This window comes from Mesorhizobium sp. M1406 (genome assembly GCF_040317555.1).
Taxonomy (GTDB): domain Bacteria; phylum Pseudomonadota; class Alphaproteobacteria; order Rhizobiales; family Rhizobiaceae; genus Mesorhizobium.
In genome coordinates this window covers 23,063-37,280 of the sequence record NZ_JAMYKW010000022.1, presented here as the reverse complement: position 1 = coordinate 37,280, position 14,218 = coordinate 23,063, and the positions used below count along the sequence as shown (strand labels likewise).

Genomic DNA, 14,218 nt, shown 5'->3' with positions numbered 1-14,218 from the left:
CAAGTCGCGTGCCGGATAGGCGTACCCATAGCGCTGCACCAAGCAATGCCAGCCTGCGCTGGGCCCGCCGCTGTGATCACCTGTCCATCATTCTTAGGACAACGTCCGACAACCGTCATCCGTGGTCGGTTTTGTCGAGTCCGCGACATCGGGCTGTTCGGCTTGGCTGTTGCTGCACAGCCTGCCGGTCGACGAGCGAGTAGATCGCTCGCACGGCCCGGATTGAGCAACGGACGCGATCCAGCGCAAGGATCGGGTGCGGTCCGAGAAGACCCGACGGCGCTTGCGCGAGATGATCGGAAATATCAACAAGGTCGAGCCGCGCTTCGGTTCGGCGCTGATGGCGTATGCGTTTTATCGCTCGCAGGCGCTGCAAGGATTTTCGGTCAGACGGCGATGCACTCGTGCGCAGCAGTCCGGCCGCGACGAGCTTGATGTATCGATGCGGTCTATTCCGGCGTGCACACCCAACCGTCCGTATGCGCTTATGAAGGCAAGCCTTTCCGCACATGGACCTAAATTCCTCGCGAGCCGCTGTCGGAACGTGCTGCCGAGTCCTATGGCGGCCGGTTCAATCCGAGGGCCTGTCGGCACTCTCCACATCCGGACCGGGAACACATGGCAGACTCTCGGCCAGAAACCGCCAGTCGCTGCCCTCGCGTTCGCCTTCCTTGCGCCTGCCGAAGAACTGGATGATCATCTTGCCGTCCGCGCCATAGGCTTCAATGGACGTGACGTGACCGTCCCTCGTCGGCTTGCGCACGGCCCAGACCTCGCGGATGCGATGGGTCCTAAGATGCAGATGGAAGGTCTCGTCGAGCACATTGATCCGCGGCCCGATTTGCTTGACCGACTTGATCGGGCCGGAATGGATCTGGATGCAACCACGATTGCCGACAAAGCACATGATCGGCATCTCGTCTTCGGCCGCCTGTTGGAACAGGGCGCCAACGGCATCATTGTCGAGCAGCCAAGCGTTATCCTCGTCGGCCATACGCATAGCCTGGCAGCGGCTGAGCTTCAGTGTCTTCAACATATGGTAGAACTGATGCACGTCGCTTAGCCGGCCCCAGTGCTCGCGTAGGTCGTCGACCGTGGCGGCGTGGTCCGGACTCACTGCGTTATCGCGCGCGCCGCTCGGCTCGAGCGATATGATCGGCTCCTGATCGGAGGATACAAGCTCTGCCGTCAAATCCTGATAGGCCTGCAGGTTCGAGGCGGGCCTGAGATGAGCTTTGTGCATCGCCTCGCCGGCGGCATCAAAAAATTGCAGGCTGCGGCGGATCTCGGCTCCCTCGCGCTTCTCGACGGCGAAGCCATACGCCCACGCTTTCGGGAAGATGCGCAGGTCGATCCCGTCGCCGAGCAATATGGCATGCTGGTTGCCGGTGACCACTTTGCCGTAGACGCCGATCTTTTGGTGCACGGCACTTTCGTTGCTGGTGACTGCCATCACCTCGCCGACCGCTTCGAGGCCGGTCAGCAGATCATCGACGCGCGGCTCGATGCGCACCGCGCCATGACCACAATGCGCCGCGACCAACTCGACTTCCGAAATGCCCAATCGAGCGGCGAGATCATGCTCCCGGATTTTCGGATTGTCTTTGCACGCCCGCCGTATTTCGTCGGGCGACGGTTTCTCGCGCTGGTCCATGTCTTACCCCTGGTTCTACCTACGTGTAAGGATCAGCTGCCCTGCCGGGGAATCTTCAGGCGATAGGGCGGCCGTAATGCTCGCCCCTGATCTGCTGCTGGCCCATGAACAAAGTGTCGCTGGACAGCGTGCGCACGGCGTCGCACCCGCGCGAAAACCGGCGAGCATGCACATGCCGATGGCAGCATCGCATCGAGCCTGTCGGCGGCTACTGGGCGGTGGTGAGCGAGTGGGTGTTGTCGCAATCGGCCAGGCGGGCATTCGGATGCCACGGGCGGCGCTGCTTTGCCAAACAAGGCGTATCTGACCCGGTCCTGACATGTTGCCCCCTTGCTTCGCCCCATCCATCGCGAGGGCACCCACGGCATGATTGTGGATCGGCATACTCTTGCCGCCTCGCCTAAACGGAGCTTCAAAAACCGTGCCAATTGCGCCGAAGCAAGCTCAGAAGACGTTCTGTATTTGCTGATGTGAGTTCAACCAAGAACTCAGGCCCAACATCCCTCGTGGCGATCCCGACAAACCCGACAGTACGTGTCGGTTGGCCGACAGCTTCGCAGCAATGCACTCACAAGAAGCACGGCAGTGTCAGAGATGCCGCGCTGTGTTGAAACGTTTCTTCGCTTTGGCACGGTGCATGCGACGTGATGCGCAAGCAGGTCCCGGACTGAGGAGAATGGAGCCATGATTACGCTCACCGACAACGCTGTTGCCGCCTTCAAGACTGCTCTTTCCCGCGCCAGCGAGCCGGCGGAAGGCTTTCGCATTATGGTCGAGACCGGCGGCTGCGCCGGCTTCAAATACTTAATGGGCCTGGAGAGCGTGTCGCGCGAGGGCGACGCGATCACTGACACAGATGGGATCAAGCTGTTCGTGGACACGGGCTCCCAACCCCATGTCGCCGGCATGACCGTCGACTTCCTCACCGGGCTCGAATCTTCCGGCTTTGTCTTCGATAACCCCAATGCGCGCGAGAAGTGCGGCTGCGGCAAGTCCTTCAGTTAAACGCCCAAAGCGCCTATGCGGCCGACGGACTGATTTTGCGGCAGAGGAGACTTATATGGCCGGCACAACAGATGTCCCCGTCCTAAAGAACAAGACAAGGTCAAAGCCGATCTCGGGACCGCCATTCGCTTCCAGTAGGATGCAAAGAACGTCGCCTCCCGAAACACCCCGGGTCCTGGTGTCACCCGAGCTGCTTGCGGACAGATCGCGCTGCTGTGCCAAATTCGGCTCATCGAAGACCTTATCGCGTTCGGGCCGTCCTTACCTGCGGGCTGACGGCGGCCACTGCGAACATGTCCATCTCGACGGAGATCCGGTCTGCGTCAAACACTCCGGGCGTCTGCGCGGGCTGCCAGTTCAGGCCCATTATCATCAACGGCATGCGCCAGAGGCTCAACGAGTCGGTCCGCGCCGCGTCATTCTGGTCAACTGAGGATCGCACCTATGAAGCCTGTCTACCTCGACAACAACGCAACCACACGGGTCGATCCTGCGGTCCTGCAAGCGATGTTGCCGTTCTTTAGGGATCAATTCGCCAACCCTTCGTCGGCGCACGCTCTTGGCGCCTCAGTCAGTGCGGCGGTGACAAAGGCGCGGAGGCAGTTGCAAGCGCTGATCGGCGCGGAGTTCGACGATGAGATCACCTTCACCTCGGGTGGGACAGAAAGCGACAATGCAGCGCTTCTTTCAGCGCTCGAGGCGGCGCCCAACCGAACCGAGATCGTTACGTCCGCGGTCGAGCATCCCGCCGTGCTGACGCTCTGCGCGCATCTTGAGAAGACCCGCCGCGTCAAGGTGCACAGGATCCCGGTGGATTGCCGTGGCCGGCTCGACCTCGACGCCTATATGGCCGCCCTCACCCCACAGGTGGCAATCGTTTCCATAATGTGGGCGAACAACGAGACTGGTGTGATCTTCCCCGTGGCCAGGCTTGCCGAGTTGGCCAAGGAAGTGGGCGCCCTTTTCCATACGGATGCTGTGCAGGCGGTCGGCAAGCTTCCGATGGACCTGAAGTCGACCGCAATCGACATGCTGTCGCTCTCCGGCCACAAGCTGCACGGGCCGAAAGGGATCGGTGCCCTTTTCGTAAAACGTGGCGTCAACTTCCATTCGCTGATCAAGGGGGGTCACCAAGAACACAACCGGCGTGCTGGCACCGAGAATACGCCCGGCATAGCCGGGCTCGGCACGGCGGCCGAACTCGCCTTGAAATTCATGGACGACGAGACCACACGGGTAAAGTCGCTCCGCGATCGCCTGGAGGGCGGGATCCTCCAGCGCATCCCAAGCACCTGTGTCACTGGTGATCCCCTGCAACGGTTGCCCAACACCGCAAACATCTCCTTCGAACATGTCGACAGTGATGGAATTCCACTTCTCCTCAGCCGCATTGGCATCGCGTGTTCCTCTGGCTCGGCCTGCACCTCCGGCTCTCTGGAACCAAGCCATGTCCTAAGCGCGATGAAAACGCCGCACGCGGCAGTCCGCTTCTCCTTGGCGCGGGACAACAGCGAAGAGGATATCGACCGGGTGCTCGAGGTCATGCCGGCAATCGTGGGGAAGCTGCGCAGCTTTTTCGGTTCTGGGCCGGGTAATCCGGTCTATGCGTGAGCGGCAGAAGAACAGGCTACCGGTCATGACCCGTCATGTCTCTCTCAACGATACGACCTTGCGCGATGGCGAGCAGGCGCCGGGCGTCGCCTTTACCACGACGGAAAAGCTGGAGATCGCTGAGTCTCTTGCGGCGGCCGGCGTGACAGAGATCGAGATCGGCACGCCGGTCATGGGCGCCGACGAGATCGAAACAATTCGCGCCGTGGTCGCGCGGCGTCTCCCGGTTCGGCTCATGGCCTGGTGCCGGATGACGTCGCTGGATCTCGATGCAGCGATCGAGAGCGGCGTCCACGCCGTCAATCTATCGCTGCCAGGGTCGGACATCCAACTTGCCGCCAAGCTCGGCCTCGACAAGGCGGGGGCGCTCCAGGTCATCGATCATATGGTCAGGCGCGCCGCCGCCGCCGGCTTCTTTGTCGCGGTGGGCTGCGAGGATGCCTCGCGGGCCAATCGGGATCATCTCGCCCGCGTCATCGAGACGGCTGCACGCGCCGGCGCAAGCCGCGTCAGGCTAGCCGACACGGTCGGTGTTCTCGACCCGTTTTCGACCTTTGAACTTGTCGCCCAGCTCGTGGCGCAGTCTCCAATCGACCTTGAATTTCATGCGCACAACGATCTCGGACTTGCTGTCGCCAACACGCTAGCCGCGATCCGCGCAGGCGCGCGCCATGCCTCCGTCACCGTCCTGGGGCTCGGCGAGCGTGCGGGCAATGCCGCGCTGGAAGAGGTGGCCGCCGCGATGGCGGTCTTCGGCGGCGCAGATACCGGCATCGAGCTGACCGCATTGCCCGGCCTCGCCGCCGAGGTGGCCTGGGCCGCCCGCCGGCAGACCGCGGCCACTAAGCCGGTCGTCGGCGCCGATGTTTTCACCCACGAATCCGGCATTCACGTCGCAGGGCTGCTGAAGGACTCGCGTACTTATCAGGGGCTTGATCCGGCTCTCGTGGGCCGCTGCCGGCGGATCGTCATCGGCAAGCATTCCGGCGCCACTGCGATTGCCCATGTGCTGAGCGAAAGCGGTCGCGATCTCGACCCGGATCTGGCAGCCGCGATGGTGGCCCGCGTCCGGCGCGAGGCGGCCGAGACCAAATCGACGCTCACTGCAACTCAACTGGTCGAGCTCTACGATAAAATGTGCAGCGAGGCGTCCCTGTTCGAGCTGTGCGGGTCCAGGTCAGCCGTGCGCGCGCGCGCAAAGGCCACAGTTTTGCGACCAGGGAGAATGCAATGAATTGTTCCGCTGACAGCCGCCCCATCGATGTCACAGACATCCTCGCACGACTGAAGCGCCTGTCGGCCGCGGAGGAGTTCTTCTCAGTCCTTGGCGTCGCCTATGACCCGAAGGTGCTGAATGTCTCGCGGCTCCATATCATGAAGCGCGTGGGCCAATACCTTGCCGAAGAAGATTTCTCCGGTCTGCCCGACCAGGTGATTGCCGCGAGGGTGCGCGCGACGCTCGAACGCGCTTACGAGGACTTTGCGATTTCCTCGCCGCTCACGCATCGGGTCTTCAAGGTGCTCAAGGACCACGATCCGAACAAACCTGCCGCGCCGGGTCACACCTTTGTCCCGTTCGACTCGGTACTGAAGCGGTTCGGACGGGAATGAGCGGCGACAAGGGTGCGACGCGACAATGTCGAGCAGCCGACAAATCCGGTCATCACCACAGCGCCGTCAGAAGCAACCAGCCGAAGTTGTAGGAAAGGGGGCAGCGCAAGAGACTTGGCACGAATTATGCGGATCAAGGAGATAACCGACAATGCCCGCACCCGGACAGGAGCCTAGAGAAACCGCCAATGCACATCGTAATCTGCATCAAGCAGGTGCCGGACTCGGCACAGATAAGGGTCCATCCGGTGACGAACACAATCATGCGCCAGGGTGTTCCGACCATCATCAACCCTTACGACCTGTTCGCCCTCGAAGAAGCGCTCAGACTGCGCGATGCCTATGGCGGCGAAGTCACTGTGCTCACCATGGGTCCGCCCATGGCAGAGGACGCGCTGCGCAAGGCGCTCGGCTACGGCGCCGACCGAGCGGTGCTCTTGACCGACCGCTATTTTGCCGGCTCCGACACGCTGGCGACCTCGTTCGCCCTTTCCCAGGCAATCGCGAAGGTCGGCGAGACGTTCGGCACGCCAGACCTCGTCTTCACCGGCAAGCAGACGATCGATGGCGACACCGCCCAGGTCGGGCCCGGCATCGCCAAGCGCCTCGGACTCCTGCAACTGACCTATGTCGCGAAGATCCCCTCTATTGACCTTGCTGCAGGCGAGATCAAGGTCGAGCGCCGCTCCGAAGGCGGCACACAGATGCTGAAGAGCAGGCTGCCTTGTCTCATCACCATGCTAGAAGGCACAAACGAGATCCGCCGGGGCTCGATCCACGACGCCTTGTGCGCCGCGCGCAGCCAGGTCTTGAAATGGAGTGCGGCTGACGCCGGCATCGAGGATCTCACCAAATGCGGCCTGCGCGGCTCACCGACGGTCGTCAAGCGTGTTTTCGCCCCTCCTGCTCGAGCTGAAAAGGCGGCAATAATCGACACCGCCGAGATGGCCTTGCGCGATGTCGCTGACGAACTCATCACCGCAATCTTCACCCGCCAGCCGGCGCTGGAACATGAGCTCGCCTTCAACGGCGGCGCGTGACGGCAAGGAGCAAAACGATGTCGACCGCGAACCGAGAAACCCCTCGCCCTGCCGCCGGCCGCGCCGGCATAAAGAAGGAGCTGCCCGCCCATTTCAAGGACTACCGCCACGTCTGGGTCTTCATCGAGCTCGAACGCGGCCAGGTCCATCCCGTATCATTCGAACTGCTCGGCGAAGGCCGCAAATTAGCAGACAAGCTTGAGGTCCAGCTTGCAGGCGTCGTGCTCGGACCGCCGGGAGAGGCCGTCGGGAACGCCGTTGCCGAAGCATTCGCTTATGGTGCTGACCTTGTCTACATCGCCGAGGCGCCCCTGCTCGCCGACTATCGGAACGAGCCTTTCACCAAGGCGATGACGGATCTGGTCGATACCCACAAACCCGAAATCCTTCTTCTCGGTGCCACCACACTCGGCAGGGATCTTGCCGGCTCCGTGGCGACGACCTTGCAGACGGGGCTCACGGCCGACTGCACCGAACTCGATGTGGATACCGACAGTTCGCTCGCCGCCACGCGCCCGACTTTCGGCGGTTCCTTGTTGTGCACGATCTATACGCTCAATTTCCGCCCGCAGATGGCGACAGTGCGGCCAAGAGTCATGCCCATGCCGCAGCGGACGGATAAACCGGTCGGGCGTGTCATCCGGCACAAGCTCTCGCTTGCCGAGGACGAGATCGCTACCAAAGTCCTCGGCTTCCTGCCGGACAATCAGTCGGCGAAGGCAAACCTTGCCTATGCCGACGTCGTGGTTGCGGGAGGCCTTGGTCTTGGCGCGGCGGAGAACCTGCAGCTTGTGAAGAACCTCGCGCGAGCAATCGGCGCCGAGCACGGCTGTTCGCGCCCGTTGGTCCAGAAGAGCTGGATGCCAGCTGATCGGCAGATCGGCCAGACTGGCAAGACCATCCGGCCGAAGCTTTACATAGCGGCCGGGATTTCCGGCGCCGTCCAGCATCGGGTTGGCGTCGAGGGGGCGGATCTCATCGTGGCCATCAACACCGACCCGAACGCGCCGATTTTCGATTTCGCTCACCTCGGAATCGTCACCGACGCGATCCGCTTCCTGCCCGCACTGACGGAAGCCTTCACCCGGCGGCTGTCGCCCCACAGTCGCGATAAGCTTGCGAGCTAAGGGACGGACATGATCGAGGAAAACTTCGACGCCATTGTTGTTGGGGCAGGCATGTCCGGAAACGCAGCTGCTTACACCATGGCCAGCCATGGCCTGAAGGTGCTGCAGTTGGAGCGCGGTGAATATCCGGGCTCCAAGAATGTCCAAGGTGCCATCATGTACGCGAACATGCTGGAGAAGATCATCCCGGATTTCAGGGACGATGCGCCTCTCGAGCGGCATTTGGTTGAACAGCGGCTTTGGGTGATGGACGACACATCCCATACCGGGATTCACTATCGGTCGGACGACTTCAATGAGGCCAAGCCCAACCGATACACAATCATCCGTGCCCAGTTCGACAAATGGTTTTCGCGTAAGGTGCGCGAGGCCGGCGCGACGGTTCTGTGCGAGACGACCGTGACGGAGCTCATCCGTGACGCCAAGGACAGGGTGGTCGGCGTCCGCACAGATCGGGCCGGCGGAGCCATCTACGCGGACGTGGTCGTTCTCGCAGAAGGTGTCTGCGGACTGCTTGGCACGCGAGCCGGCCTGCGCCAGATGCCGAAGCCACAAACCGTGGCGCTCGCCGTCAAGGAAATGCATTTCCTGCCCGAAGAGGTCATTGAGCAGCGGTTCGGTCTCAAGGGCGATGAAGGCTGCGTGATCGAGGCGGTGGGCACGACCTCCCGCAGCATGGCCGGGCTCGGCTTCCTCTACACCAACAAGGAGTCGATCTCACTGGGCATTGGCTGCCTCGTCTCCGATTTTGCCGCGATGGTCGAGAGCCCCTACGTTCTCCTTGATGCCTTAAAGAGCCATCCTTCGATCCGGCCGCTGATCGCCGGCTCGGAAGTGAAAGAATATTCCGCACACCTCATTCCCGAAGGCGGCTACAAGGCTATTCCGCAGCTGTTTGGCGACGGTTGGGTCGTGGTCGGCGATGCCGCGCAACTGAACAACGCCATTCACCGCGAGGGTTCGAACCTCGCCATGACCTCCGGCCGCATCGCGGCTGAGGCAATCATCGAGGTCAACAGCCGCAACGCTCCTATGACCAAACGAAATCTCGCTCTTTACAAAGCCATGCTGGACAAGTCCTTCGTGGTCAAGGACCTAAAGAAATACAAAGATATGCCGGCCTTGCTCCACACCAATTCCTGCAATTACTTCACAACTTATCCGCGGTTGATGTCGCAAGCCGCGCAGAACTTCATGCGTGTCGACGGCACGCCGAAGATCGAGAAGGAAAAGGCGACCACGGCGGCCTTCATCAAGGCGCGCTCGCGTTGGGGGCTGGTCAGCGACGCGGTCCGCCTTGCATTGGCGTGGCGCTGAAGGGAGACGAAATGACGATCGCAGTGACAAAGTCACGTGTCGAGGACAAGCTTTACCAGAACCGCTACTTGGTGGATTCCGGCCGCCCGCATATCAAAGTGCGACCGCACGAGAGGCCAAGCGCGAACTTGCTCGCGCTTACCCACGTCTGCCCGGCGAAATGTTATGAGTTGAACGACAAAGGTCAAGTGGAGATCACTGCTGACGGCTGCATGGAGTGCGGCACCTGCCGGATTTTGTGTGAGACCAGTGGCGAGATCGAGTGGAACTATCCACGCGGCGGTTTCGGAGTCCTCTTCAAATTCGGATGACCGACGCACGCACGTATTAAGAGGGTTGATCTTGATACAATTTAGGTCTCGCCCAACGCCAAGTCTATTTTCTTTGCTTCGATCGTCGCTTTGACGAAGAGAAGCTCGTGAATACTGTGCTTTCAGAATTCAGATAAAAAAGGAGGAGCACTCTGGACGACAACCCCTGAGGTGTTTCCATGACCCACGGACCGCAAGATCGGGTCGACGAGGTTGGACCTCGGGAGACCCGCCCTGAACCGCCCATCAAAAGCATGCCCCAATCAGATATCGCGCTCAGAGGACTCTACGAGATATCGAAGGTGCTGACCGCCCCCAGCGAGCTGGAGATTACGCTCGCCAATGTCGTGAACGTCCTGCCTTCATTTCTGCAGATGCGTCACGGAGCAATCGTCGTCCTGGACGCTGAAGGAGAGCTGGAGATTGCCGCGACTGCCGGCAATACCCACGTACATCAATCAGGCACTCGCCGCGTCATACCACAGGCCGTAACAGATCAAATCGTCGCTGCGGGGACGCCGCTCTTCATACCGGACGTGCGCAAGTCCCAACTATTTCAGGCTGACCTTCAAACGTCTTCGAGCATCGGAATCATCCCAATTGCCTTTATCGGTATCCCGCTAAAGGCTGATCATGATATCCTTGGGACATTGTCGATCGACCGCGCCGGAGACGGCGCCACCGACTTTCGCGACGACGAGGACATTTATTTCCTGACGATGGTCGCCAACCTTGTCGGCCGGACCATCCGCCTCCATCGCGCCCTGAGTACAGATCGTCAGCGGTGTGGCCATGAGCAATCGGGACGGGAGAAATCGCCCAACGAGGGGAGGACCTACGACCCTGCCCGGCATGCGGATGCCAAAATCGACGGGATCATCGGGGAAAGCCTCGCACTCAAGCAGGTGCTCGAAACCGTCTCGGTCGTAGCAGGGACCAATTCCACCGTGCTTCTTCGGGGTGAAAGCGGCACCGGCAAGGAATTCTTTGCGCAGGCCATCCATAAGCTCTCACGTCGGAGGAAGAAGTCTTTCGTCAAATTGAACTGCGCCGCACTGTCTGAAAGCGTTCTGGAGTCAGAACTGTTTGGGCATGAAAAGGGCGCTTTCACGGGTGCTATCTCCCAGCGCGCCGGTCGTTTTGAATTGGCAAATGAGGGAACGCTGCTACTTGATGAAATCGGCGAGATTTCGCCGGCCTTTCAAGCCAAGCTGTTGCGTGTCTTGCAGGAAGGCGAGTTGGAGCGAGTCGGCGGCACCAAAACGCTACAGGTCGACGTGCGCCTCATATGCGCCACCAACAAGGACCTCGAGGCGGCCGTCATAAAAGGGGAGTTCAGGGCCGACCTTTATTACCGCATCAATGTCGTGCCAATTATCCTGCCTCCGCTCAGAGAGCGAACCGGCGATATTGCACGCCTTGCGAACGCCTTCCTCAACCGGTTCAACAAGGAGAACGATCGCGCACTAGCCTTCGCGGCGCCGGCGCTTGACCTGATCTCGCAATGTTACTTCCCTGGTAACGTCCGCGAGCTGGAGAACTGCGTCCAAAGGACGGCCACACTTGCGCGCTCAAGGACGATCACTCCATCCGATTTCGCCTGTAAGAAGGGCCAGTGCCTTTCCTGGCTCCTCTGGAAGCGAGCCGACCGCTCGAATGGCGGCAATGCCATCGACGATCTCGCACGGGTCAACGCAGTGCCGGTCGGATTGCGGCTGCCGGCCAGTTGCATCGGTGCCTCCACAGGCAAGATATCTCCCCTTACGGCCGGCGATCCGAACGATCCCGCTTGTCCCCCGCGTCTGGCGGAACGCGACCGGGTGATCGACGCGATGGACAAGGCCGGTTGGGTCCAGGCCAGGGCGGCTCGTATCCTCGGCCTCACGCCGCGGCAAGTCGGCTACGCCCTGCGCCGGCATGGTATCGTGGTGAAGAAATTCTAGACGTCGTGATGACGTCAACCGTAAGCAGCCCGGAGTGGTCTCGCTCACACTCTGCGCGCCCGAGGCTGCTAGCCTCGCGACCCTATTTGCGTGTCCACTGTCGTAAGCCCGACAAAGGTTTGTCGGAGCAATCCGAAGGAATCTGACACGACAAGCCTATTCGTGAACCGAAACAGCTCTTTGAGCTGGCATAGCTCTTGCGCTTTGGACTGCGACATCACGCAGCAACGGAGCCGTTCATGTCCGCACCGGCAATTTCGCTTGAGAGCCTCAGCACGACATTCGGTGACCAGTTGCTTGGCACCATGAAAGCTGGTGGCTGCGCCTCTTCGTCCTGCGGCTCGTCGACAAAGCCCGACGACACGGATCCGGCTGTCTGGGAGAAGATCAAGGATCACCCCTGCTTTTCAGAAGAGGCGCATCACTATTTCGCGCGCATGCACGTCGCGGTCGCGCCGGGCTGCAATATCCAGTGCAACTACTGCAATCGCAAATATGATTGCGCCAACGAAAGCCGGCCTGGGGTGGCCTCTGAAAAGCTGACGCCCGACCAGGCGCTACGCAAGGTGATCGCGGTCGCCAGCGAGGTGCCGCAGCTTTCCGTGCTCGGCATCGCCGGACCGGGCGATGCCTGTTACGACTGGAAGAAGACGAAGGCGACCTTCGCCAGGGTCGCCAGGGAAATCCCAGACATCAAGTTTTGCATCTCCACGAATGGGCTCGCGCTACCGGACCATGTCGATGAGCTTGCCGACATGAATGTCGATCACGTGACGATCACCATCAACATGGTCGACCCTGAGGTCGGTACAAAGATCTATCCTTGGATCTTTTACGACCATCGCCGCTACGTCGGCCTCGAAGCCGCCCGGATGCTGCACGAGCGGCAGATGTTGGGCCTGGAGATGCTGACCGCGCGCGGCATCCTCACCAAAATCAATTCGGTGATGATTCCTGGCGTGAACGATGAGCATCTGATCGAGGTGAATAGATGGGTCAAGGAGCGAGGCGCGTTCCTGCACAACCTCATGCCGCTGATTTCGGACCCGGCGCACGGCACGCATTACGGACTGAGTGGGCAGCGCGGCCCAAACGCAATGGAGCTGAAGGCTCTTCAGGATCGTCTCGAAGGCGGCGCCCAGTTGATGCGCCACTGCCGGCAGTGCCGGGCAGATGCCGTCGGCATGCTTGGCGAGGATCGTGGCCAGGAATTCAGGGCCGACCGGATTCCCGGCGAGGTCACCTACGATGCCAGCAAGCGTAACGCCTATCGGGAGCTGGTCGCGCAGGAGCGCCGTGATCACGTGGCGGCCAGAAGTGAAGCGATCGGATTGGTCAAGGCAGCGAGGCCCGGCAAAGCCGTCCTCTTCGCGGTGGCGACCAAGGGCGGCGGCCGCGTCAACGAACATTTCGGCCATGCGAAGGAATTCCAGGTTTACGAAGCCTCGCCGAGAGGGATCAGCTTTGTCGGGCATCGCAAGGTGGAGAAGTATTGCCTCGGCGGCTTGGGCAAGGAAGCCGCCCTCGGTGGCATCGTCGCAGCCCTTCAAGGCATAGATATCGTGCTGTGCGCCAGGATTGGAACTTGCCCGCAGGATCAGCTCGCGGACGCTGGAATCAGAGCCACCGACGCTTGTGCCCATGACTATATCGAGACGGCAATCAGCGCGATTTACACCGCCGCGTCAGGGGCCCCCGCACTCGCGGCGACGGCCTGAGCTGTCTCATCCATTCGGACCAGGAGTTAAAATGGCTTTCAAGATCATCGCATCCCAATGCACCCAATGCGGCGCCTGCGAATTCGAATGTCCTTCCGGCGCGATCAAGTTCAAAGGCGAGAGCTACGTGATCGAGTCACAGAAGTGCACCGAATGCGAGGGGGTCTTCGATGCGCAGCAATGTGCCTCGGTATGTCCGGTGCCGAAGACCTGCGTTCCTGCGTGACCACATGGGCTGCCGACATGGGCGGGGCTGCCTACGCAGGACGCCTGCAACGCCGTGTTCACAACCTGCAGCCGCAAGAGAAATCAGGGAACGGACATGTCGCTCGGACGCGAAGAGGAGATCGAAATCCGCAGGCCTCCACGATTCATGCCGGGAGAGCGGGTACGTGCCACTCGCCACATAAAGAATGACGGCACCTATCCTGGCAGGGAGATCGGCGAAAATCTCGTGCGCAAGGGCGACGAGGGATATGTGCGCGACATCGGCACCTTTCTCCAGCAGTTCTTCATCTATGCGGTCGAGTGGATCGACCGTGGCACCGTCGTCGGCATGCGAGCGCGTGAACTGATGAGCCTCGAGAAAGCCGAGTCCTGCAGTGCTGAAAGCAATTCCAATGAAGGGACGGCCAGATGAAAGTCATGATCCGCAGGACCGATGCTGGCTTGTCGGCGTATGTCCCCAAAAAAGACCTCGAAGAGCCGATCATCAAGCTTGAGAAGGAAGAGTTGTGGGGCGGAACTATCACGCTCCGGAACGGGTGGCGGCTCGTCTTACCCGATCTCCCACGGGATACGCGTCTGCCGATCACTGTCGAGGCAAGGAAGGTTTCCGAAGAGGACTGATGCTGCCGCTAAGTGCGTCGCGAGGAAACGAG

Annotated in this window: 14 protein-coding genes; 13 read left to right on the top strand and 1 reads right to left on the bottom strand. The window is 60.9% G+C overall.

Annotation, left to right across the window (positions count from 1 at the left end; all coding sequences use genetic code 11):
* Positions 1–571: 571 nt before the first annotated feature.
* A complete protein-coding gene (locus tag NKH03_RS19200; RefSeq protein WP_352969807.1) occupies positions 572–1,654 on the bottom strand; it encodes a hemin-degrading factor in 1,083 nt (360 codons plus the stop codon).
* A 684-nt stretch (positions 1,655–2,338) separates the two neighbouring features.
* On the opposite strand from NKH03_RS19200, the gene NKH03_RS19195 reads away from it, so the two are divergent.
* The 13 genes from NKH03_RS19195 to nifT all read left to right on the top strand — a co-directional run bounded on the left by NKH03_RS19195 (position 2,339) and on the right by nifT (position 14,186).
* Complete coding sequence (locus NKH03_RS19195) at positions 2,339–2,659, top strand: iron-sulfur cluster assembly accessory protein (RefSeq protein ID WP_023760376.1); 321 nt, start codon at positions 2,339–2,341, stop codon at positions 2,657–2,659.
* Positions 2,660–3,103: 444 nt separating this feature from the next.
* Complete coding sequence (nifS, locus tag NKH03_RS19190) at positions 3,104–4,270, top strand: cysteine desulfurase NifS (protein ID WP_352969805.1); 1,167 nt, start codon at positions 3,104–3,106, stop codon at positions 4,268–4,270.
* A 25-nt stretch (positions 4,271–4,295) separates the two neighbouring features.
* Complete coding sequence (nifV, locus tag NKH03_RS19185) at positions 4,296–5,504, top strand: homocitrate synthase (protein ID WP_352969804.1); 1,209 nt, start codon at positions 4,296–4,298, stop codon at positions 5,502–5,504.
* Entirely contained in the window at positions 5,501–5,881 is a 381-nt protein-coding gene (gene nifW / locus NKH03_RS19180; RefSeq protein WP_352944822.1) for a nitrogenase stabilizing/protective protein NifW, read from the top strand. The genes nifV and nifW overlap by 4 nt, the downstream gene beginning before the upstream one ends.
* 188 nt (positions 5,882–6,069) lie before the next feature.
* Positions 6,070–6,921 (top strand): electron transfer flavoprotein subunit beta/FixA family protein, encoded by an 852-nt coding sequence (locus tag NKH03_RS19175; protein ID WP_352969802.1) that lies wholly within the window; start codon positions 6,070–6,072, stop codon positions 6,919–6,921.
* 17 nt (positions 6,922–6,938) lie between these two features.
* Positions 6,939–8,048, top strand: a complete 1,110-nt coding sequence (locus NKH03_RS19170; RefSeq protein WP_023760372.1) for an electron transfer flavoprotein subunit alpha/FixB family protein — start codon at positions 6,939–6,941, stop codon at positions 8,046–8,048.
* A 9-nt stretch (positions 8,049–8,057) separates the two neighbouring features.
* Positions 8,058–9,365: an FAD-binding protein gene (locus NKH03_RS19165; RefSeq protein WP_352969801.1), complete on the top strand. Its 1,308-nt coding sequence runs from the start codon at positions 8,058–8,060 to the stop codon at positions 9,363–9,365.
* A gap of 11 nt (positions 9,366–9,376) precedes the next feature.
* A complete protein-coding gene (locus NKH03_RS19160; RefSeq protein WP_023678245.1) occupies positions 9,377–9,676 on the top strand; it encodes a ferredoxin family protein in 300 nt (99 codons plus the stop codon).
* 179 nt (positions 9,677–9,855) lie between these two features.
* Positions 9,856–11,619, top strand: coding sequence for a nif-specific transcriptional activator NifA (gene nifA / locus NKH03_RS19155; protein ID WP_502913529.1), 1,764 nt, complete (start codon positions 9,856–9,858; stop codon positions 11,617–11,619).
* 239 nt (positions 11,620–11,858) lie between these two features.
* Complete coding sequence (gene nifB / locus NKH03_RS19150; protein WP_352798752.1) at positions 11,859–13,337, top strand: nitrogenase cofactor biosynthesis protein NifB; 1,479 nt, start codon at positions 11,859–11,861, stop codon at positions 13,335–13,337.
* A 31-nt stretch (positions 13,338–13,368) separates the two neighbouring features.
* Complete coding sequence (locus tag NKH03_RS19145) at positions 13,369–13,563, top strand: 4Fe-4S dicluster domain-containing protein (RefSeq protein ID WP_023672218.1); 195 nt, start codon at positions 13,369–13,371, stop codon at positions 13,561–13,563.
* Positions 13,564–13,659: 96 nt separating this feature from the next.
* Positions 13,660–13,977 (top strand): nitrogen fixation protein NifZ, encoded by a 318-nt coding sequence (locus NKH03_RS19140; protein WP_023736294.1) that lies wholly within the window; start codon positions 13,660–13,662, stop codon positions 13,975–13,977.
* Entirely contained in the window at positions 13,974–14,186 is a 213-nt protein-coding gene (gene nifT / locus NKH03_RS19135) for a putative nitrogen fixation protein NifT (protein WP_023813715.1), read from the top strand. Before NKH03_RS19140 ends, nifT begins: the two co-directional genes overlap by 4 nt.
* Positions 14,187–14,218: the final 32 nt, after the last annotated feature.